General features: G+C 69.4%; 14 protein-coding genes and 6 pseudogenes. 11 read left to right on the forward strand and 9 right to left on the reverse strand.

Annotation, left to right across the window (positions count from 1 at the left end; all coding sequences use genetic code 11):
- Positions 1-10 precede the first annotated feature (10 nt).
- The 6 genes and pseudogenes from ACZ5DS_RS33625 to ACZ5DS_RS33650 all read left to right on the forward strand — a co-directional run.
- On the forward strand, positions 11-2233 hold the full coding sequence (locus ACZ5DS_RS33625) for a beta-glucosidase (protein ID WP_468246112.1): 2223 nt from the start codon (positions 11-13) through the stop codon (positions 2231-2233).
- A 64-nt stretch (positions 2234-2297) separates the two neighbouring features.
- Complete coding sequence (locus ACZ5DS_RS33630) at positions 2298-3383, forward strand: endo-1,4-beta-xylanase (protein WP_468246114.1); 1086 nt, start codon at positions 2298-2300, stop codon at positions 3381-3383.
- Between the two features lies 1 nt (position 3384).
- Complete coding sequence (locus ACZ5DS_RS33635; RefSeq protein ID WP_468246117.1) at positions 3385-4446, forward strand: glycoside hydrolase family 62 protein; 1062 nt, start codon at positions 3385-3387, stop codon at positions 4444-4446.
- A gap of 1023 nt (positions 4447-5469) precedes the next feature.
- A complete protein-coding gene (locus ACZ5DS_RS33640) occupies positions 5470-6066 on the forward strand; it encodes a TetR/AcrR family transcriptional regulator (RefSeq protein ID WP_468246119.1) in 597 nt (198 codons plus the stop codon).
- A 375-nt stretch (positions 6067-6441) separates the two neighbouring features.
- Positions 6442-6957, forward strand: a complete 516-nt coding sequence (locus ACZ5DS_RS33645; RefSeq protein WP_468246121.1) for a PNPOx family protein — start codon at positions 6442-6444, stop codon at positions 6955-6957.
- Positions 6958-6985: 28 nt separating this feature from the next.
- Positions 6986-7585 (forward strand): annotated as a pseudogene (locus ACZ5DS_RS33650) (transposase); the annotation flags it as partial.
- Here ACZ5DS_RS33650 and ACZ5DS_RS33655 read toward each other — a convergent pair.
- Positions 7562-7933, reverse strand: a complete 372-nt coding sequence (locus ACZ5DS_RS33655) for a winged helix-turn-helix transcriptional regulator (protein WP_468246124.1) — start codon at positions 7931-7933, stop codon at positions 7562-7564. The pseudogene ACZ5DS_RS33650 and the gene ACZ5DS_RS33655 sit on opposite strands and share 24 nt — an antisense overlap.
- Before the next feature lie 92 nt (positions 7934-8025).
- Here ACZ5DS_RS33655 and ACZ5DS_RS33660 point away from each other — a divergent pair, with 92 nt between their 5' ends.
- Entirely contained in the window at positions 8026-8865 is an 840-nt protein-coding gene (locus ACZ5DS_RS33660) for an SDR family oxidoreductase (RefSeq protein WP_468246126.1), read from the forward strand.
- A gap of 328 nt (positions 8866-9193) precedes the next feature.
- Here ACZ5DS_RS33660 and ACZ5DS_RS33665 read toward each other — a convergent pair.
- The 3 genes and pseudogenes from ACZ5DS_RS33665 to dapA form a co-directional block, all read right to left on the reverse strand.
- Positions 9194-9398 (reverse strand): annotated as a pseudogene (locus ACZ5DS_RS33665) (DUF6247 family protein); the annotation flags it as partial.
- Positions 9399-10144: 746 nt separating this feature from the next.
- Positions 10145-10432, reverse strand: a pseudogene (locus tag ACZ5DS_RS33670) (IS5/IS1182 family transposase); the annotation flags it as partial.
- Positions 10433-11557: 1125 nt separating this feature from the next.
- Positions 11558-12466, reverse strand: coding sequence for a 4-hydroxy-tetrahydrodipicolinate synthase (gene dapA, locus ACZ5DS_RS33675; RefSeq protein WP_468246128.1), 909 nt, complete (start codon positions 12464-12466; stop codon positions 11558-11560).
- A 72-nt stretch (positions 12467-12538) separates the two neighbouring features.
- Between dapA and ACZ5DS_RS33680 the strand changes: the two genes are divergently transcribed.
- On the forward strand, positions 12539-13429 hold the full coding sequence (locus ACZ5DS_RS33680) for a LysR family transcriptional regulator (protein ID WP_468246131.1): 891 nt from the start codon (positions 12539-12541) through the stop codon (positions 13427-13429).
- 91 nt (positions 13430-13520) lie between these two features.
- Here ACZ5DS_RS33680 and ACZ5DS_RS33685 read toward each other — a convergent pair whose 3' ends face one another.
- Positions 13521-14438 (reverse strand): NADP-dependent oxidoreductase, encoded by a 918-nt coding sequence (locus ACZ5DS_RS33685; RefSeq protein ID WP_468246133.1) that lies wholly within the window; start codon positions 14436-14438, stop codon positions 13521-13523.
- Between the two features lie 148 nt (positions 14439-14586).
- Positions 14587-14756, reverse strand: a pseudogene (locus tag ACZ5DS_RS33690) (GntR family transcriptional regulator); the annotation flags it as partial.
- Between the two features lie 40 nt (positions 14757-14796).
- Between ACZ5DS_RS33690 and ACZ5DS_RS33695 the strand changes: the two are divergent.
- Positions 14797-15321: pseudogene (locus ACZ5DS_RS33695) on the forward strand (aldehyde dehydrogenase family protein); the annotation flags it as partial.
- A 64-nt stretch (positions 15322-15385) separates the two neighbouring features.
- On the opposite strand, the gene ACZ5DS_RS33700 reads toward ACZ5DS_RS33695, so the two are convergent.
- Both ACZ5DS_RS33700 and ACZ5DS_RS33705 read right to left on the reverse strand, forming a co-directional pair.
- On the reverse strand, positions 15386-17659 hold the full coding sequence (locus ACZ5DS_RS33700; RefSeq protein WP_468246135.1) for an ATP-binding protein: 2274 nt from the start codon (positions 17657-17659) through the stop codon (positions 15386-15388).
- Positions 17660-17982: 323 nt separating this feature from the next.
- Entirely contained in the window at positions 17983-18798 is an 816-nt protein-coding gene (locus ACZ5DS_RS33705; RefSeq protein WP_468246138.1) for an intradiol ring-cleavage dioxygenase, read from the reverse strand.
- A gap of 79 nt (positions 18799-18877) precedes the next feature.
- Between ACZ5DS_RS33705 and ACZ5DS_RS33710 the strand changes: the two are divergent.
- Positions 18878-19585, forward strand: a pseudogene (locus tag ACZ5DS_RS33710) (NAD-binding protein); the annotation flags it as partial.
- Positions 19586-19709: 124 nt separating this feature from the next.
- Here the strand turns inward: ACZ5DS_RS33710 and ACZ5DS_RS33715 are convergent.
- Positions 19710-20123, reverse strand: coding sequence for a MarR family transcriptional regulator (locus ACZ5DS_RS33715; RefSeq protein ID WP_468246140.1), 414 nt, complete (start codon positions 20121-20123; stop codon positions 19710-19712).
- Here ACZ5DS_RS33715 and ACZ5DS_RS33720 point away from each other — a divergent pair.
- The gene (locus ACZ5DS_RS33720; RefSeq protein ID WP_468246143.1) at positions 20122-20505 is read left to right on the forward strand and encodes a hypothetical protein; all 384 of its coding nucleotides are present in this window, start codon (positions 20122-20124) and stop codon (positions 20503-20505) included. The two genes, ACZ5DS_RS33715 and ACZ5DS_RS33720, sit on opposite strands and share 2 nt — an antisense overlap.
- Positions 20506-20838 lie beyond the last annotated feature (333 nt).

The following is a 20838-nucleotide window of genomic DNA, read 5'->3' on the forward strand; positions in this document are numbered from 1 at the left end:
GAGGAGTTCCATGGTCGAGCCATGGCAGGACACCACCCTGCCCGCGCACACCCGGGCGGCGGACCTGCTCGCCCGGATGACCACCGAGGAGAAGACCGCCCAGCTGTCCAGCGTATGGATCGGCGCCGATACCGAAGGCGCCGACGTCGCCCCCGGCCAGCACACCTACGCCTCCCGCAGCGCCGCCCTCGACGCGCTGCTCCCGTACGGGCTTGGCCACCTCACCCGGCCCTTCGGCACGGTGCCCGTCGAACCGGCCGAGGGTGCGGCCCGTCTCGCGGAGCTGCAGCGCACCATCCGCGCGGGCAACCGGTTCGCCCTGCCGGCCATCGCCCACGAGGAGTGCCTGACCGGCTTCACTGCCTGGCAGGCCACCGTCTTCCCGACGCCGCTCGCCTGGGGCGCCACCTTCGACCCGGCGCTGATCACGGAAATGGCCCAGGCCATCGGTACGTCGATGCGCGCGGTCGGCATCCACCAGGGACTCGCCCCGGTCCTCGACGTCGTGCGCGACGCCCGCTGGGGCCGCACCGAGGAGTCCATCGGTGAGGACCCGTACCTGGTCGGCACCATCGGCACCGCGTACGTACGGGGACTTCAGGCCGCGGGCATCGTCGCCACACTGAAGCACTTCGCCGCCTACTCGGCCTCGCGCGCCGCGCGCAACCACGCACCCGCCTCGATCGGCCCGCGTGAGCTCGCCGACGTGATCCTGCCGCCGTTCGAGATGGCAGTGCGCGAGGGCGGTGCCCGCTCCGTGATGCCCGCCTACAACGACATCGACGGCCTGCCCGCCCACGCCCATGCCGGACTGCTCACCCAACTCCTCCGTGATCAGTGGGAGTTCGCCGGTACCGTGGTCTCGGACTACTACGGCGTCTCGCTGCTCGACGAGGCCCATCGCATCGCCGACGGCGAAGGCGCGGCGGCGCGCATCGCGCTGGCGGCCGGCGTCGACGTGGAACTGCCGGCGGCCCGCTGCTTCAGCCCCAAGGATCCGCTGCCCGAGGAGCTGCTCGACCGGGCGGTGCTGCGCGTCCTCACCCAGAAGTGCGAACTGGGGCTGCTCGACGCCGACTGGGAACCGGTCACCGGCGACGTGCCCGTCGACCTGAACCCCCCGCACATGCGGGAGCTGGCGCAGAAGGTGGCCGAGGAGTCGGTCGTCCTGCTCGCCAACGACTCCGGGGTACTGCCGCTGAGCGACGGGCTGCGTATCGCGCTCCTCGGTCCGCTCGCCGACGAGCAGGCGGCCATGCTCGGCTGCTACACCTTCCCCCGGCATGTGGGCGTCCACCATCCCGGCCTGCCGACCGGCGTCGAGGTGCCCACGCTCGCCGACGCGCTGCGCGCCGAGCTGCCGGGCGCCGTCATCGGCGAGGACCCCTCGGCCGCCGATGTCTGCGTCGTCGTCGCCGGTGACCGGTCAGGTCTGTTCGGACGCGGCTCGTCGGGTGAGGGATGCGACGCCGAGGACCTGGAACTGCCGTACGGGCAGGGCAAGTTGCTGGACGAGGCGATGGCCTCCGGCGTGCCGGTCGTCATCGTCGTGCTCAGCGGCAGGCCCTATGCGCTCGGCCGCTGGGCCGACCGGGCCGCAGCGGTCGTCCAGGCGTTCTTCCCCGGGCAGGAGGGCGGCGCCGCCGTCGCGGGCGCCCTGTCCGGGCGTGTCGACCCGTCCGGGCGCCTGCCCATCGGGGTACCCCGCACGCCCGGCGGCCAGCCCGCCCCGTACCTGGCCCCGCCGCTCGGCCGGCACGGCTTCCCCAGCACCGTGGACCCGACCCCCCTGTACCCGTTCGGCCACGGCCTGTCCTACACGACGTTCGCCTGGGACGCGCCCCGGTGCGACACCGTCGAATTGCCCACCGACGGCGAGACCACACTGCGCCTCACCGTCCGCAACACCGGCAAGCGGCCCGGCACCGAGGTCGTCCAGCTCTACCTCCACGACCCCATCGGCACCGTCGCCCGGCCCGAGGTCCGGCTGGTCGGCTACGCCCGCGTCACACTCGACGCCGGAGCGTCAGCCGAGGTGCACGCCACGTTCCCAGCCGACCTGGCCGCGTACACCGGCGCCGACGGCCGCCGCGTCGTCGAGTCCGGCGCCCTGGAGCTGCGCGTCGCCGCGTCCAGCGAACACGTCCACCACACCGTGCCGCTCACCCTCACGGGACCGGTGCGCGAGGTCGGCCGCGACCGCAGGATGCGCTGCGAGCTCCGCGTCAGGTGACCCCACGGACCAGCCCCGCGCAAGACAACCACACCAGCCCTCCCCACCGTTGAGGAGACGCACCATGAGCACACCCGCACGCCGTTCGCGCGTCAGATCCGCCGCGCTCGCCGCGTCGGCGGCCCTGCTGCTCGGCCTCGCCGTCGCCCCGGCCGCCCAGGCCGGCACCGACGGCGCGAAGAGGACGAAGACGCTGCACGAGCTCGCCCGCGAGACCGGGCGCTACTTCGGCTCCGCCGTCGACAACCCGGAGCTCGCCGACACCGAGTTCGCCGATCTGCTCGGCAAGGAGTTCGGCCAGACGACACCCGGCAACGGCATGAAGTGGTACGCCACCGAACCGCAGCGCGGCGTCTTCGACTACACCGCGGGCGACGAGATCGTGAACTACGCGAAGGCCGAGCACCTCAAGGTGCGCGGCCATACCCTGCTGTGGCACAACCAGCTGCCGAGCTGGCTCACCTCCGGCACCTGGACCAAGGACGAACTGCGGTCGATCCTCAAGAACCACATCACGAACGTCGTCAAGCACTACCGCGGCAAGGTCTTCGCCTGGGACGTCGCCAACGAGATCATGAACGAGGACGGCACCTACCGCCAGAACATCTTCTACAAGACCATCGGCCCGTCCTACATCGCCGACGCCCTGCGCTGGGCCCGCGCCGCCGACCCCCACGTCAAGCTCTACCTGAACGACTACAACGTCGAGGCCATCGGACCCAAGTCGGACGCCTACTACACGCTCATCAAGCAGCTCAAGGCGGACGGCGTCCCGATCGACGGCTTCGGCATGCAGGCACACCTCGCGCTGCAGTACGGATTCCCCGACCGGCTGCAGCAGAACATCCAGCGGTTCGCCGACCTCGGTGTCGATGTCGCCATCACCGAGCTCGACATCCGCATGATCCTTCCCTCCGACACGGCCAAGCTGGCCGAGCAGGCCGACTGGTACGGGAAGGTGACCGACGCCTGCCTTGCTGTGCGGCGCTGTGTCGGCATCACGGTGTGGGGCTACACCGACCGGCACTCGTGGATCCCGTCGGTCTTCCAGGGCGAGGGCGCCGCCCTGCCCTGGGACGAGAACCTGCAGCACAAGCCGGCGTACGACGCGATCCACGACACCCTCGCCGCGGCCGCGCAGGAGGACTGAGATGCGCATCAGCACACGCCTGTCCACTGCCGCGGCGGCGGTGGCCGCCCTGGTCGCCGTGCTCGGCACGGCGCCCGCCGCGACGGCCGACGGACAAGGGCGGCTCACCAGCACCTTCCAGTGGTCGTCCACGGGCCCGCTGATCGCCCCTCAGCCAGACGCCACGCACCCCGTGGTCTCCGTGAAGGACCCGTCGGTCGTCCGCTACAAGGGAACGTGGCACGTCTTCGCCACGACCGCCGACACGTCCGGCGGCTGGAGCCTCGTCCAGACAAGCTTCGACGACTGGTCGAAGGCCGGGGCGGCGTACCAGACCCCGCTGGACACGACGGCGATCGGCAAGGGCTACCGGGCGGCGCCGCAGGCCTTCTACTTCGCTCCGCAGAAGACGTGGTACCTCGTGTACCAGACGGGCCTGCCGTCGTACTCGACGACGAAGAACATCGACGACCCCACCTCCTGGAGCGCACCGAAGAACTTCCAGGACTCCATGCCACAGGTCATCAAGGACAACATCGGCAACGGCTACTGGGTCGACTTCTGGACCGTCTGCGACGAGGAGATGTGCTATCTCTTCTCCTCCGACGACAACGGACACCTGTACCGCTCGGAGACCACGGTCAAGGAGTTCCCGAACGGGTTCGGCAACACGAAGATCGTCCTTCAGGACAGCAAGTTCTCGCTCTTCGAGGCGAGCAACGTCTACAAGATCAAGGGCACGGCCGATCAGTATCTGCTGCTCGTCGAGGCCATCGGCAGCGACGGGCGGCGCTACTTCCGCTCGTGGACGGCGCATGGACTCGACGGTCGGTGGACACCGCTGGCCGACACGGAGGCCAACCCCTTCGCGAGGTCCACCGATGTGACCTTCGCGGACGGGACGGCATGGTCCAAGGACATCAGCCACGGTGAGATGGTGCGCGACGGCATCGACCAGACCATGGAGATCGACCCGTGCCGGCTTCAGTTCCTGTACCAGGGGCTGGATCCGGCGGCGTCCGGAGCCTACTCACAACTCCCGTACAGGCTAGGTCTGCTGACACAGACGAACAGCAGCTGCTGACGCCACTCACCCATCCGGGGGCGCGAGGCGCGAGTCGGGGGACGTACACCCGCCACTCCGCTTCGCGCAGCGGCCGTACCCACCTGCGCGCACACCGCGCGCGCCCCGGGTCCCGCAGCACCGGGCGTCGCCCGATGCACCTCGAGGACCTGGTAGAGGGTCGGGCCGGCATGTGTGCTTTTGGGTCGTGCCGCCGGAGGGTGAGGAAGAGCCTTGCCCGACGGTCTGACCTGAAGAACGGCGAAGTACGAGGTCATCGCGCCGTTGCTGCCCTGCCGCCGCGTGATTTCCTCGAACAAGGCGGCCTCTGTGACGAAGGCCGGCAGTGGGCGGGGCGCCTCGCGGTATCGAGGCAGGGTCGGTGGGCCCAGTCCGCCATGGGCGGGTTGATACGGCTCGGCGTCGGGAGGTCGTGCGCTCTCTTGAGCGAGCTATGATCGGTGCCGCTGGTCTTGTGGTTGTGCCGGCGACGGTCAGGAGGCCGGGCGCGGGGGTTCCCGGGCCATGCCCGCCGACGTGATGGGACCGCTGCATGTGTCTGTCTGCGCGATGGCGGGGCGCCGGCTCTCTGTCAGCAGCCCGTATGGGGGTGATCGGGCCGAACTTGTCCTGGCGCTGCATGGTGGCGGCGGGGCGGTCGGGCCCTGCGACATCGGCTCTGCCCTCCGGGAGTCGGCGGGGTGGCGGGGCCGGGCAGGGGCCACCTCTTGCCCAAGCGGCGTTTACCTGCAGCGGTCGATTGTCGCTCGGACTCACCGACGCTGAACGCTGTTGGATCTCGGGCGGGGCAATGGATGGAGGGCGGCATCGCCGACGGGACTTTCGGGGGCCTCTCCACTGCCGCCTGCCGGGCGTGAGTGCATGGGTATGGCTGATCACACCCTTCGGAGCCCATCCGGTCCGTGGGCCGACCTCGGCGGCCGGCGGCACGAGTGAAGCACAGCAGCTGACGGTTCTTCAACCACTGAAGTTTTTAAGCCACTTAAGATTTTGCATCGCTATGGAACCTGTTAGGTTCGTTGTGTGACCGAACCGAACCGTTCAGCGCCCGGCCTGCGGCAGCGCAAGAAGGCCCGCAGCCGCCGGGCACTGGCCGACGCGGCCTTGAGGCTGTTCCTCGAACGCGGCTACGACGCGGTCACCGTGGCGGAGATCGCCGATGCCGCCGACGTCTCGGTGCCGACCCTGTTCTCCTACTTCCGCAGCAAGGAAGCGCTGCTCTTCGACCTGGAGCCGGAGATCGACGCCGGCCTCGTTGCCGCGGTCGGTCAGCGCTCTCCTGGCCATGACGTAGTAGACGCGGTGCAGGAGTACCTGATGTCACTGCCTACAGCGGATCCGCGGGAGCGGGAACAGTTCGAGGCGTTCCTCGCCCTCGTGCACGGCACCCCGGCACTACGCGTTCACTGGCAGCAGATGTGGCTACGGCACGCGGACACCCTGGCCGACGCGCTCGCGGCCGACCGCGGCCTGGAGACTCCCGACCTGCGGATCCGTGCAGTGGCCCGATTCATCATCGACGCAGTGATGCTCGTCACGCTCGAACCGGATCCGCCGGCAGCGCTGGCCGACCTGCTCACCCTGCTGCGCTCCGGGCTGGACGCCGCCGGCCTGCCCTGATCGACCATCGACCTGCCAGTCGCCTGGGGAGTCTTGGAGCGCCTGCAGTCATGACGGAGGCCCAGCCCCTCAAGCCCCTGCTGACCGGCGCCACTTTCGTGGGGGAACTCGCCGGGGTCCCGCTCTTGTCCGGGCTCGCCGACCGCTACGGACGAAGGTGCGTGTTCCTGATCGATCTGGTCGGCCACGCCGCCCTCTCGTGGTGTCGGCCTCGGCTCAGGACGCGACGCCCCTCATTGTTGGCAGAAGGCAGGATGGGCCATGGCTGCGCGGGTCTGTTTGATCTTCACACATCGGAGATCCCGCGAGGCCGTCCCTATGCCCCCACACTCACCGACCAAGACCAATCGCAGGTCGGCCCACCAGGATCGGGGCATGACGCCACCCCTTGCCGGCAGTGCCTTCGACTCGCTCCGCCTCGACGCCGTGCCCGACCAGGAGGCGCTGCGCCGGGCCTACGAAGCCTCCAGCGACGCGGCCATGCGAAAGCAGATGACCGAACTCACCGAGCAGATCGGGCGGTTGATCGGTTGCTCATCGCTGGTCCTGGTCGCCAGCGCGGACGCGGAGGGCAACTGTGACGTCTCCCCGCGCGGCGGTCCCGCTGTGAACGGCCCGGCCTGCGTCTCCACCCGCCCGGAGCTGCTGTCGCAGCTGACCGCCGTGAGCAAGCCGCCGGCCAGTACGCTGGTGCTGGGGATCGAGGATGTCTACCCGCACTGCCCCAAGTCGCTGCTGCGCAGCGCGGCCTGGAAGCCGGAGCAGTGGCTGTCGGCGGACGCCCAGCCGGCCTCGGCCGAGGTGACGCTGGCCCAGCTGCGGATGCCGGAGCTGACGATCGACGACATCGAGCAGGCGGAGGCGGACTCGCTGAAGTACCGGTACGAGTAAAAGGGTCGACCTGCGATTGCTGAACCACCAGACGAAGCCGAAGAACACCACCCACTGGTCGAGGCGGTCGATGGCCCGGCGGGCCGACATGTCGCAGTCGACGTGTCGAGGATCTGGCGGGCCTTCGGTCTCAAGCCGCACCGTGCCGAGTCGTTCAAGCTGTCCACCGCCCCGTTCTTCGTGGACAAGATCCACGACGTGGTGGGCCTGTATCTCGACCCGCCGGAGCGTCCCGGTGGGCCTGGAGTGCACCTGATCGTGGACAACTACGGCACCACAAGGCCGAGCCGGTCCGCAAGTGGCTGCTGGCCCACCCGCGGTTCCACCCGCATTTCACCCCGACCGGCTCGTCCTGGCTGAACCTGTCGGGCGGTGGTTCGGCGAGCTGACCTGCAAGAAGCTCCAGCGCAGCATCCACCGCTCCGTCCCCGGCCTCGAACGCCGGATCCGCGCTTGGATCAAGGACTGGAACGCGAACTCCCGCCCGTACGTATGGCACAAGACCGCCGAGCAGATCCTCGACAGTCTCGCCGGTTACTGCCGACGCATCAACGTAGGTCACCAGGTCACGCTGGATTCGCCTTCGAGGCCGACCACTACCGCACTATTCCGGGCTGCGCGGCGGTAGCCACTGTGTGATCCGGTTGAACAAGTCCGTCAGCGGCTCGCTGACGTCCTGACCGAACTCGGACAGCCCGTAGGTGACCTGGGGCGGCGTCGTCGGCTCTACCTCCCGCCAGATCAAGCCGTCCTGGACCAGCGCGCGCAGGGTCTGGGCGAGCATCTTCTCGCTGATGCCCTGGATGCTGTCGCGCAGCTCGTGGAACCGAAGGTCGTTGCTCCGCAAGAAGATCAGCACCCAGATACCCCATCTGCTGGTCACGTGGTCGACCACGTTTCGCGCGGGGCAGTCGGTGTGAAACACCTCATACCGATTGCGTGTCTCAGCCTGCGTCAGCTGCGCACCTTCCTTCATGTCGGGAGCTTACCTCTGGGTACGTCCTTACGAAACGTAAGCCCGCCTCCTAGTGTCAATTACCGCAGTGCACAACGGACTAGGAGCTGAACATGATCGTGGTGACCGGGGCTACCGGGAATGTGGGCCGACCTTTGACGCAGGCCCTGGCCGAGGCGGGCGAGCTGGTGACGGCGGTGTCGCGGCACGTGGTGGCGATGCCGGACGGAGTCCGGCATGTGACGGCCGACCTGGCCGAGCTGACAAGCCTCACACCCGCGTTGGACGGGGCGAAGGCCCTGTTCCTCCTGCTGTCCGGAGACCTGCACGCCCCCGAAGCCAGGCCGGCCGACATCATCGGCCTGGCCGCGGCCAGTGGGGTCCGCCGGGTCGTCCTGCTGTCTTCGCAGGGCGTGGCGACCAGGCCGCTCGGCCCGTCGCGGGTCGCGATGCGCGCGGTGGAGGACGCGTTGCGGGAGTCCGGCCTGGACTCGGCCGTCCTGCGACCGGGCGGTTTCGCCTCCAACGCTTTGGCCTGGGCGGAGTCCGTCCGCACGCAAGGGACGGTCGCCGCGCCCTTCGGCGACGTAGGGGTGCCGGTCATCGACCCGGCGGACATCGCCGAGGTCGCGGCGGCCTGCCTGCTGGACGACCGGCACACCGGCGGGGTGTACGAGCTGACCGGGCCGGAGGTCGTCACGCCGCGTCAGCAGGCGGAGGCGATCGCCTCCGCGCTCGGCTCGCCTGTACGGTTCCACGAACTCACCCGCGACGAGGCCAAGGCCACGATGACCCGGTTCGTGCCGGCGGAACTCGCCGACGACACCCTGGACATCATCTCCGCCCCGACCCCCGCCGAACTGCGGATCAGCCCGGTCGTGGAACGAGTCCTCGGCCGCGCCCCGCGCCCCTTCGACGGCTGGGCCGCCCGCAACATCGCCGTTTTCCGCTGAGGCACAACCCAACTGAAGCACCAGGGCAGCCTCGTGCGGCTGCGGCCGCACGAGGCTGCCCACCTCCGTAGTGCCACCCTCGTCGGCGCGCGAGGTACTGGGCCGCGCAGGCGGCCCTCAGGGCAGGCCCTACAGAACAGACCGTCGCAGGGCCGGCCACGCAGTGCCGCACACCGTCGACCGCACAGAGTCACATCTGAAGCTCGCACGGCTGCGCCTGCCAACCACGGCTGCTGTCCGCCAACTTCGGTCCACCGGTATGCGGCATCGCGGCCGAGCCGTTCCTGCTGCGCGCAGTCGTAACGGCCGATCCATCACGGCTGTCCGGTCACCGGCATCTGCTCCGGATCTCCTCCAGGCCCACGAAGGCGGTCTCATCCCGGCCGGATTCGAGGAACGCGTCGACTGCTGGGGGCGGAGGCGACGCGGGCCTGCCACACCTGGACGACCTCGCACAGCCCGGCGAGGGAGAACGTCCGGCGCGACTCCTCCAGCGCCGCCGCCCACTCACGCTCGAAGGCCGGCACCCACCGCAGCACTCAACGGTGGCGCTCCAGCCGGGGGTTCCAAGCTCTGGCACAGCGCAGGCACCTCACTCAGTGGCCGCTGCCCGCGGCGACCGGTCAGCCAAGCGATCTTCCGCCTCGCCGGCCTGCACCCCGAGGACGGTCGTGGGTTGCCTGGACCTGCGCGTGCCGGGCAACCACCCGGCGCACCCGCGCCATCGTTCCGACCGGACTCGGCGGCGTTGGTCTTACGCCCAAGCGATGCCGACGGCCTCCTGCCGACCTGGTCCGACTTCGTCGACTGTGCCGAAGGCGACCACTCCGTCAATGTCCGGCAGGGCAGGCTACGGTGAGTGACGATCTTTGATGGCTGTCGTCGGGCCCGCAGCCAGTCGGATCGGGCATGTGCGCATTGCCCACCCAGCACGAGGTTTTCCGGTGCTGGTTCGGTGCTGACCTCGGCGAGTCAATGGCGGGAAAGCAGCAGGTCGTAGCCCTGACCGAATGAGTTGTCGTGCCACTCGATGGTGGTGCCTATGAGGCTGGCGGCGACGATGCGGGGGAGGTTGGACGGGGCTGGTGGAGCTGTCGCGGGGGAGGACATCGGCACCACTTCCTGGCATTCGACGGGGACGTTTGCGTGTCGCCACACCGTAGGAACGGGCAGGTCACAGGCATGATTTGGAGGCGCCGTGCTGACTCCCGTGCTGGTTTGGTGCTGACTACGCTGCGTAGAACTCTGACATGAGCCGCAGATCGGGCGTCGCAGTGCTGGGGGCCTGCGCGGCGCGCCCAGGGCTCCTAGCAGCCAGGGGACGGCAGCCGCCGTCGCTCGCCAGGTGGATCTTCGTGGTGAGCCCGCAGCATGAGCGGCCAACCGCCTCATCGGGCCGACGCTGCGGAGGACGGCTACGTAGTCCCCGGATCCGCGCCGGCCGGTGACGGGCCCCGGCGGCGTGCTGGTGGGCGCGGCAGACCGTGGAGCGCACGCTCACCACACTCCAGTCGACGCTATAGCGCGCCCCCTTGCATGCCGTCACGGTGATGGACCACCACCCATCGATGCGGACTATGGACGCGGTGGTCGCTGAGGTCTGCCGGGCATGTCAGACGGTCGCTCAGGGCCAGTAATGGTCGAGGCTGGTTGCAGGCGTCAATTGCGGGACAGTCGGCGAGCAGCGCCAAGGTTGAGGCGGGCGCTGAAACGGGCCTGGGCCAACGGAGATCATCCGCAAGCTTCAGGGGCAGTGGAGACTATGAGGCAGTTGTCCCCGAGGTGATGAGGAGCCCAGTGAACATGGAATTCGCCGAAGCTGTGGAGACAGTCCTGCGAGACCTCCGTGGACAGTGCGCGGTGCAGCCAGACATACGCTGGGATGACAGGATCGGGGTCACGCTCTGGGCCCCGGACGGTTCAGGCCAGGGCCTGACTCCACATCCGGATGGCACCGCCGCAGAGTTGCTCGTGCACCTGGCAGATCAGGTCCAGGACTGGGCGGTGGAGGCACTGTGGTCTGAAGGTGTATCGGCGGTCTGGCCACAGTGCCCGACACACCCGGACACACATCCGCTGACGGTGACTGTCCGCACAGATGCGGCGGTGTGGGTATGCCCGAAGAGTGGAACGACGGTCGCGCGGATCGGGGAACTGAAGACTCACTAGAGCGGGTTCGAATTCTGTAGCAGGTCGACGTGTGGTGTGCGGTTCCGCACCTCTGCCAGGCGCTGTGCGATTGTCCTGCTGCGCCTTGTCAGCTGGATGATTCGTTCAGGATGCCCCGCGCCTTGCGTTCGACGAGTACGGTGGAAGTGGGCGATCTCGCCGTGGACTGAGGCAAGTGCCCGGCCAACGCCACGGCTCGGCTCCGCCTCATCCTGCGGCGCGAGGACCTCACCGTCCGCACCACCTGGTCCAGGGCGGCCTGGCCTCCGGAGCGCTCCCAGGAGCCGGGGCGCGGGGGTGCGGTGCCGGGCGAGGGACGCGAGGGCGCCAGCCTCATCCGAGCCACGGGCCGGGTCGCCGTAGTGCTTGAGTGCGCACTGCACGGCCGGTCGATCTGCCAGATGGGGTTGGTTTGCCCGGCCTGATCTTCCGGGCACCTCGCGGACCCTGGTCGTCTATCGCTGTCGCGGGTCTCAAGCCCCGCATCCTGGTCCGTCTGCTCCGGCGCCTGGTGCAGGTTCGATCAGGCAGGCGCGGCGGTGGTGGCCAGGGCATCCGTGAGCCGCTGGAGGTGCGGCGTCTGCGATTCGAGGAGCGGAAGGCGCACTGTCGCGTGCGGGATGATCCCGAGCTCGGCCAGCGCGGCCTTGGCCATGATGGCTCCTTGTGAGGTGCGCATGATGGCGTCCGTCAAGGGGAGCAGCGACGCCTGGACAGCCTTCGCCGAATCGAGGTCGCCCCGGCGGACCGCTCGGATGAGTTCGGCGTTGCGGTCGGCGACGACATTGCCCACGACGCTGACCACGCCGGTGGCACCACACGCGAGGTAGGGCAGGTTGAGCTCATCTATTCCGCAGTAGTAGGCCAGTGACGTGCGATCCATGACGGACATCGCCTCGAACAGGTCGCCCTTGGCGTCCTTGACGGCCCGGATCCGGGGGTGGCCGGAGAGTTCGATCAGTGTGGCGGCTTCCATGGCGATGCCGGTGCGCGCCGGGACGTCGTAGAGCATCACGGGCAGTTCGGTGGCGTCGGCCACCGCCACGCAATGGGCCACCACACCGGCCTGAGTCGGCCTGGAGTAGTAGGGGCAGACCAGCAGCAGGGCGTCTGCCCCGGCTGCCTCGGCTTCGCGGGCCCGCTGCACGGCTTCGGCCGTGTTGTAGGTGCCGACACCGGCGATCACCCGCGCCTGTCTCTGCGACAGGGCCACCACGGTGCGGACGAGCCGGGCCGACTCGGCTTCGGTCAACGTGGGCGACTCGCCGGTGGTACCACCGACGACGATGCCCTCGCACCCTGTGGTCAGCAGGTGACCGACGAGGTTGGCAAGTCCTGGTTCGCTGATCGTGCCGTCGGGCTGCATCGGGGTCGCCATGGCGACGAGGTTCGTGCCGAAGAGACGGTCAGCGGTGTGCTGTTGGTCAATCATGGTCCGATCCTGCCCCGGGCAATACCTCTGGTCTACCGATGCTTTTTTACCTGTACTGCGTAATCTGGCTTCATGATTGATGTCGGAGCCCTGCGGGCGTTGCGGTCGGTGGCCACCCTCGGGACGCTGGCGCGGGCGGCCGAGGACCTCGGGTTCACGGCATCGGCTGTGTCACAGCAGATCAAGAGACTGGAACGACAGGTCGGCGTGCCCCTCCTCGCACCCGCAGGACGCGGGGTCGTGCTCACCCTGGCCGGGCGAGCCATCGTCGACTCGGCACCCGACGTGTTCCAAGCGCTGGAGCGCTGCGCCGAGTCGGCCCGATCCGTGGCGGAGGACACGCCGCGCGGGATACTCCGCGTGGTGTCCTTCTCGACGGGTATCCGCGGGCTGCTCGCGCCCATCATGGAGCGAGTGTCGACGCGCTGCCCGGACCTTCGTGTGCACATCACCGAGCAGGAGCCCGACCAAGCCCTCCACAGCGTCGAGGGCGGCGCAGCCGACCTCGCCCTCCTCCACGACGCCGACGGGCTGCCCGTCCACCTGCCGTCGTCACTGACCCAGCGCCACATCCACACCGACGTCGGCGACATCGTCATGGATCAAACGCATCCACTCGCACAACTCGACCCGCCACTGACAAGTGGTGACCTGGCCGGCCACGCATGGGCGACGAGTCCGCCCCACACCGTGTGCCACCAGTGGTTCCGAAGGCTCGTAGCAGATCTGCCCGAAGCCCCCGACGTGCGCCACCTGATCGACGACTTCTCCACCCAGCTGGCGCTGGTCGCCTCCGGCGAAGTCATCGCCCTGATCCCTCGCCTTGCCCGCCCACCCCTGACAGAAGGACTCGTCATCCGGCCACTGCAGCGGCCACCCAAGCGTGAGGTATACGCGGCATGGCGGAACAGCGCCCATGCCAGCCCAGCGATCCGCGCCGTGCTGGCGGAGCTTCAGAGGTAGGAGAACGTTGTATCTCGCAGGACGTTCTCCGACCCTTCGCCTGATTTCGGCCCAGTCCAATCGCGGGGACTACTACCTTCCGCAGCCGGGGCTAGGGCCGGAGCACGATCTTGCCGTGGGTGTGCTGTTGTTCCAGCTCGCGGAAGGCGTCTCTCACCTGTTCCAGCGGGTAGGTGCGGGCGATCGGCACCTCCAACTGCCCGCGCGCGGCAAGCCGGGCCAGCTCGCCGAGTACGACCGCGCACGCCGCCGCGCCTTCTCCGTAGGTCCGCGCGCCGACCTCGGCCGCGGCCTGCCAGTCGCTGATCGTGTTGATTCGCTCGGGCCGCACACCCAGTTCCACTGCCAGTGCCACGTAGCCGTCGCCGAAGGTGTCGATGAACGCGTCGACCCTGCCGCCGGACGCCTGACGGATCCGCTCGGCCACACCTGGCCCGTACTCGACCGGGAGGACACCGCGGTCCTTCAACCAGGCGTGGTTCCGCTCGCTCGCCAGCCCGATCACCGTGGCGCCGCGCCGCCGCGCGAGCTGCACGACAAGCGACCCGACTCCGCCCGCCGCACCCGAGACGACGACCGTGTCGTCCGGGCCGGGGTCCACCGCGAACACCGTGGCGTAGGCGGTCGTGCCGGCCACGTACAGCGCCCCGGCCACCTCCCAGGCCAACCCCGCCGGACGGGAGACCAGATTCACGTCGTCGACGACGACGAACTGCGCATGGCTGGCCCGCCGGTGAGTGAAGCCCAAAACCTCATCACCCACCGCGAAGCCCCGGACGTGCGGGCCGGCCTGCACTACGACGCCAGCCAGATCGCTGCCCTGCCCGGAGGGAAACGCCGCCGGCCAGCGTTCGTGCAGCGCGCCTGTGCGGATGTGCGCCTCGCCGGGCTGGATCCCGGCCGCGCGGACCTCGACCAGCACCTGCCCAGGGCCGGGCACCGGCCGCTCCACCTCCTCCACCCGCAGCACATCGATCCCGCCGTACTCGTGAAACCGCACCGCCTGCATTGCGTGATCACCGCACTTTCTCGTCCGGACAAGGCTTGGCCGGCCGTGCGTCAGAGGGCCGACGCCAACCGTGCCACCGCGTTCAAAGATCAAACGCGGATCCGTATTCCCAAGCACGGTCTGGCCCGCATATACACGGTCGGTGTCATCATCGTTCCGTCTGCCTCTCATCGGTCACGTGGAGGGCGGTGAAGACCGCGTCAACGCGATCCCCTGGGAACATGAGAAGCGCGGCCTCGACAACTCGGTCGGTGGAGTCGGTCGCGACCCGGTGATCGCAAGGACTGCAATGGCGGAGCCGATCCGGAGGGTCGATGCCTAACGGCGACTCCGGCTCAAGGAAGGGCGGCTGGGCCGCTCTCTGGCCAAGGCCGCCGCCGGCGTCAAGACCGGTGGCGTCGACGAGGAGGGTGTGCTGTTCGGCCCGCTCAACAACGCCAACCAGCTCGCCCAGGTGAGCGGTTTCGTCGACCGGCTCCCCTCGCACGCCACTGTGGAGGCAGGAGGTCACCGCGTCGGTGACCGCGGCTACTTCTACGCTCCCACGGTCGTTGCCGGCCTCGAGCAGGACGACGAGATCATCCAGAACGAGGTCTTCGGCCCGGTCATCACCGTCCAGTCCTTCGCCGACGAGGACCAGGCCGTGGAGTGGGCCAACGGCGTCGACTACGCTCTCGCATCGTCGGTCTGGACAAAGGACCACGCCCGCGCGATGCGCATGTCGAAGCGCCTCGACTTCGGCTGTGTATGGATCAACACGCACATGTTCCTCGTCGCGGAGATGCCCCACGGCGGCTACAAGAAATCCGGCTACGGCAAGGACCTTTCGGCCTACGGTTTCGAGGACTACACCCGGATCAAGCACGTCGTGACATCGCTGTGACCGTGCGGGTCCGCGCCGCGAGGGCGTCTGATGGTGTCCTGATCAGGCGCCCTGCCGGGGGTGACTACATCGGCGAGGTGTGCCCGGTCTTGGTCCGTGCGGCCACCCATAAGGCGATCTGCGTGCGTGACCGCATGCCGAGTTTGTCGCGCACCTTGTCCAGGTGCGTGGCGACCGTATGGGTCGAAAGACCGAGCCGCTCGGCGATCTGCCGGTTGGTCAGCCCGTCGGCGACGAGCTTGGCCACCATGAACTCCCTTCCGGTGAGCCTGCATCGGTCGTCTACGACCTGTACGGCGTCGGACGTCGTCGGGTGGTCCTCGCTCCTGGTCCGCAGCGCGTACGCCACAAGCCGCTCCCCGCGCAGTCGGCGGCCGCCACTCACAGCCGCTTCCCGAGCGGCTGCCGGCAGCCCTGCTCTGGCACGATCCACCGTTAGTTCCACCTGGCGTCGCCACGGAGCCTCGGACACGGTGTCGAGTCGGCGGCGTGCCTGCGCGCTCGCCTCGTACAGCAGGAGGGCCCGCCGCATGTCACCGCTTTCGGCGGCCACGAGAGCCAGGCCCTCCACCGGGTAGAGCGCGTGAAAACTTGCTCCGGGGACGATCCGCAGCACCTCGGCGAACAGCGCCTCGGCACTTTCCAGATGCCCCAGGGCCAGCCGCACGGCGCCTGCTGTGTGCAGAGCGGCTGCGACCCGGCTCCAGGGGGCGTGCTCCCTGAGGACGGGCAGGCAACGGGACATGAGTAGGTCGGCCTCCAGTTCCCCGCCCGCTTGGAGCAGCGCCCACGCCAGGTGATGGGTGCACCATGCGGTGTCCTGGGGTTTGCCCAGCGTGGCGACGACACCCAGGCACTGGCGCAGATCCTCCACGGCCGCGCCGAATTCGCCTCGGCACAGCCGCGCCGCAGCGCGCGCGTCCAGGGCGTTGGCAAGTCCGGCGGGGTGAGTGCGCGTACGCTCCATGGCCACCGCCTGCTCGCCGAGGCGCAGTGCCTGTGCCAGGTCGGCCCGCTGGCAGGCCACGCGCGCGGCGAGCGCCGGTAACGCCCCGCCGAGGGCCCCGCCGTCCACTTCCCGCAGCAATCCCGTCAGCAACGCGTGGGCAGCTGACGGCTGTTCCTGCTCGTAGTGCACGCGCGCCAGTTCCAGCAGCAGCCGTGGGTGCGACGCACCGGCGCGGACGGTGGTGCCGGCCAGCGCCGCGGCGAGGTTGTCCCGTTCCACGGCCAGCGGGCTGCCGGCCTGGTCGGGGAACACCTCGTCGTCGGCCCGGTCGGCGAGTCCGGTCAGCCACTCGAGGACCCGGCGCCTGGTGATGTGCAGCTCGCCGGAGGCGAGCAGGCGCTCCAGGGCGTAGGCGCGGATGGTGCTCAGCTGCCTGAATCGGGTGGTCTCCGCGTCTCCTGAGACACGTGCGATCAGGGACTTGGCCTCGAGGTCGCACAGGATGCCGAGTATTCGTGACGGTGCGACACCGTCACCGGCGCAGACCGCCCGCGCCGCAGTCGTGTCGAACCCGCCGACGAGGACGGCAAGACGCCGGAAGACCGCCTGTTCGGCCGGATCGAGCAGTCGGTGGCTCCAGTCGATCGCGGCGGCCAGCTCGCTGTGGCGCCCGGGTCCCGTCCTGTGTCCGCCTGTCAGGAGCGACAGCTGGGACATCTGGCCGTCCAGTCCTGCCAGGATGTCACTCAGCGGAAGAGTTCCGGCCCGGCGCGCCGCCAGCTCGACGGCGAGCGTCAGGCCGTCCAGTCTGCGGCAGATCTCGGCAACCGTCCGGCCGTTTCCGCGATGGAGCGCGAATCCTGGTGAGCAACTAGAGGCCCGTTCGACGAACAGCCGGACGGCGTCCGCCCGCAGAAGGACCACCGGGTCGTCTCCGGCGTCGTCCGGCGGCAGCGACAGCTCACCGACCCGGAGCACGGTCTCCCCGGGAACCCGCAGGGGCTCGCGACTGGTGGCCAGGATCCGTAGCCGAGGGCAGCCCTTCAGCAAGGTCGCGATCAGCCCGGCGCACGGCTCGGCCAGATGCTCGCAGTTGTCCAGGATCAACAGCCGACGGGCGTCGCCGATCGCGTGGACCAGGACGTCGACACCGGATTGTCCCGCCCGTTCCCCCACGGCCAGCGCGGCGGCGACGGCCTGTGCGAGCGCGGCGCCGTCATGCAGGGCGTCGAGTTCGACCAGGTCGACCCGCCCGTGGTGGCCGGGCAGGCCCATGGCGAACTCCAGCGCCAATCGCGTCTTGCCGACGCCGCCGGCGCCGGTCAGGGTCAGCAGCCGCGACGTCCTCAGCAGGGTACGCAGCCGCGACAGTTCCGCCCCTCGGCCCACGAAGGAGTCGAGGGCCCGTGGCAGGCCGCGGCCCTGAGCGGTCGGGGAGGCAGCGCTCTGTGTGGGCGGTGACGTGCCCGTCGGCGCCCCGCGGGCATCCCGGCGCGCCGCGCGTTGCCTGAACGCCCGTTGTCTGCATGCGCCGGAGCAGTAGCGAGCCGGTCGACCGCTGCGCGGTCGACCGGTCAGAGGCGCGCCGCACGACTCGCATGTCATGCCCCGGTCATTCCCGATCCTGGCGGGCCCATTCCCGGGAGGAGATCCTCGCGTCCGTCACCGTGTTCCTTCGCGCGCGGCGCGTTCGTGGCTGAACTCGGGCGGCGTCAGGGCACGGCGTTGGGATCGATGCCGAGCACAACGGTGCCGGTCACCCCCTTGCCGAGGTCGCTGCCGATCTGCGTGAGGGTCAGCAGGGTGGAGGACCCGCCGTTGCGGTAGATGCCGTCCCTGGCGTTGAGCGTGCGAGTGGCCGTGTTGTTCCGGTAGGGGGCCAACGCGGCGACCCTGCTGTTGTACGTCTCCGGGAAGTAGAGCTGGCCGGTGTGGGAGACGTGGCCGCCCTGGTACCTGCCGCCGGTGACCTTGCCGCCGACATGCGTCTTGACGTGGATGTGAAGGGCACGGCCGACGTACCAGCCGGGGTAGATGGTGGTGAATTCGGCGACGCCGGAGGAGTCGGTCAGTTGTACGCCGCGCAGGAAGGTCGTGTCCGGCGTTGAGCCGCCGGCCACATAGCCGGAATAGACGCCAAGAGCGTCGCAGTGCCATAGGTCGACCGCCGTGCCGGGTAGGGCAGAGCACGTCGCAGTGTCGATCACCTTGACGCGGAGGGTGAGTGGCACGCCGGGCTTTCCCTCGGTGATGTCCTTGCGGACCGTCTCCAGGTCCAGGTAGTAAGGCCCCTCGGTCTGCTCGGGTGTGAGGACGCAGTCGGCGGCCGCCCGGTTCGGGGGCTGGGCGGTGTCGTTCCGGTCTGTGGCCGCGGTCGCCTGCGTGGCTGTGAGCCCCAGAGCGGCCGCTCCGAGGGTCGCGCCGCCCAGAGCGGCTATGACGGTTCTGCGGGTTGCGCCGACCGAGCCGTCGGCCGACTCGGGACCGCGCTCGCGCTCTGCGGAATGGGGGCGGGGGGTGTCAGTCATGATGTGAGAATGGCGCGCGTGGCAGTCCGCGGGATCGATCGGATGACCGGTGAATCGGGCGCGTTACGAAACTCACCGTGCCGCCCTGGAGGTGATGACTCAGGACGCTCTGGCCATCCGCCCGCATGCCGCCTGGGTGCAGTCGGCCACCGCCGGTGTCAGGCGATCGCCGACCTGGCCGCCTTCGCCCGCGAGCACGACCTCGCATTCTTCGACGCCCCGGTGCTGGGCACCCTCCCCGAAGTTCCCGACTGCGCCCGAGCCCAGGGGGGGCACCCCCATCGCCCGCCGAGGCCGGCCAACTGCTCGTCCTCGCAGCCGGTCCGAGCGAGCACCGCCACGCCGTGACCCCTGTCCTCGACGCGGTCGGCGCGCTCACGGTGTGGACCGGCGAGGACGGTGCCGACGGCACCGCGACCCGTCTGAAACCGGTCGCCAACAGCTGGGTCATCGCGACGACCGCGGCGGCCGGCGAGGTGCCGGCCCTGTCGCAGGCGCTCGACGTGGACCTGCAGAGCTGCTTCGACGCCATCGGCGCGGCCCGCTCGACATTCCGTACCTGCTTGCCAAGTCCGGACTGATCCTGAACGACCGGCTGTCGCCTGCCCAGTTCGCGGTGGGTACGGTTGCCAAGGGCGCCCAGCTGATCGTCCGGGCCGACGAGAAGGACGGCGTACGCCTGGACGTGGCCGCCGCGAGCGCGGAGCGCCTGGAGCGCGCCGCCGTCCAGGGCCACGCCGACGAGGACATGGCCGCGGCCTGTTTCGCCGGCTTTGACGAGAAGTCCCCTCCCGCCATCCAGCGGCAGCTGGCCGGGTTGGCCGGTCAGGACGCCGAGAGTGCGCACGTCAGCTCGATGTCCCCGCGACGGTCATCCGCTTCCCGTGGGCGGCGATGCCTGTGGGCTCGACTCAGCTTTGTTCCGCGCCGCTGACCGCGGCTTCGTACGCGAGCAGTGTGTCGACGAACAGCTGCCGCTGATCCGGCGTCAGAGGGGCCAACGCCTTGCGCCACGCAGCCGCACCCGGGGCGAGCCAGGCAGTGATCGCGGCTTGCTGATCGGCCGCAATGCCAATGATTCGACGACGCCGGTCCGCCTCGTCCTCACGCCGTTCCAGGATCCCCTTCCGGCTCAGGTCGCCGACCAGCAGGCTCACCGTCGTCGGCGCGACCTGCAGTCGGGCCGCCAGCTCATTCACGGTCATCGGCCCATCGAAGAGCAGGTAGGAGAGCAGCGAGAGGTGGCGCGGCGCCAGCGCGAAGGACTGCAGCGCTTCGGGCACCGGGATCTTCTTGACTACCGGCGTGAACGGAGTTGCCACCATGCCGCACTTCAGCGTGCACATCCGCGAAGAAACCCTCGACGGGACGGTAGAACCGAAGCTGATCAGTGCCTTAGCCGACGCAGTCGGTGCCGTCTACGGCGAGCAGTTCCGCAGCCTCGTCGGGGTGGACCTGATCGGCATCCCGCAGCACCGCCGGGGCATCGGAGGCAACCCCACCGACAACGATGCACCTCTCGTCACCCTCAGCATGCGCGAGGCCGCGTATCACCTACCCGAGATCCCGGACGCTCCCGGCCGCCTGGTCGCCACCACCACCGACGCACTGACCGACGTGCTCGGCGAGGCCGTCCGCAAGCAGGTCATCGTCACGATCGTCGGCGTCCCCGACGGCCGCACTGGAGTCGCCGGCATGCTGGCCTGACGGGCGTGCGCAGGCCGGGGTCACCCATGCTCCGGCCTGCGCCCACACCAACCTCGAACGCGCCGGTGCTGGAGGCGCCGGCAGGGAGCGGGCCGCGCCGCATGGCTTTCCCGTGGCCGGGCTGCAGGCACGCGCCGCGGCGAAGCTCGCGGAGGTCGACGCGAAGATCGCGGACCTGACCACGATCCGCTCCGCCCTGGCCGAGGCGGTCGAGGCGGGTTGTGACGATCTGACTGTCTGCGGTGAAAGTGCTTGTTGCCCGATCCCGTTCACGGACCTGGCCGAGGAGAACCGTCATATCGGACCGTGTTGCTGGCCGCCGCCCGGCGGGCG

Source organism: Streptomyces sp. NPDC031100 (genome assembly GCF_055570785.1).

Bases quoted from the DNA above. Each gene is read 5' to 3' on its own strand.
- ACZ5DS_RS33625 (WP_468246112.1), top strand. From the start codon at position 11: ATGGTCGAGCCATGGCAGGACACCACCCTGCCCGCGCACACCCGGGCG.
- ACZ5DS_RS33630 (WP_468246114.1), top strand. From the start codon at position 2,298: ATGAGCACACCCGCACGCCGTTCGCGCGTCAGATCCGCCGCGCTCGCC.
- ACZ5DS_RS33635 (WP_468246117.1), top strand. From the start codon at position 3,385: ATGCGCATCAGCACACGCCTGTCCACTGCCGCGGCGGCGGTGGCCGCC.
- ACZ5DS_RS33645 (WP_468246121.1), top strand. From the start codon at position 6,442: ATGACGCCACCCCTTGCCGGCAGTGCCTTCGACTCGCTCCGCCTCGAC.
- ACZ5DS_RS33655 (WP_468246124.1), bottom strand. From the start codon at position 7,933: ATGAAGGAAGGTGCGCAGCTGACGCAGGCTGAGACACGCAATCGGTAT.
- ACZ5DS_RS33660 (WP_468246126.1), top strand. From the start codon at position 8,026: ATGATCGTGGTGACCGGGGCTACCGGGAATGTGGGCCGACCTTTGACG.
- dapA (WP_468246128.1), bottom strand. From the start codon at position 12,466: ATGATTGACCAACAGCACACCGCTGACCGTCTCTTCGGCACGAACCTC.
- ACZ5DS_RS33680 (WP_468246131.1), top strand. From the start codon at position 12,539: ATGATTGATGTCGGAGCCCTGCGGGCGTTGCGGTCGGTGGCCACCCTC.
- ACZ5DS_RS33685 (WP_468246133.1), bottom strand. From the start codon at position 14,438: ATGCAGGCGGTGCGGTTTCACGAGTACGGCGGGATCGATGTGCTGCGG.
- ACZ5DS_RS33705 (WP_468246138.1), bottom strand. From the start codon at position 18,798: ATGACTGACACCCCCCGCCCCCATTCCGCAGAGCGCGAGCGCGGTCCC.
- ACZ5DS_RS33720 (WP_468246143.1), top strand. From the start codon at position 20,122: ATGCCGCACTTCAGCGTGCACATCCGCGAAGAAACCCTCGACGGGACG.
- ACZ5DS_RS33715 (WP_468246140.1), bottom strand. From the start codon at position 20,123: ATGGTGGCAACTCCGTTCACGCCGGTAGTCAAGAAGATCCCGGTGCCC.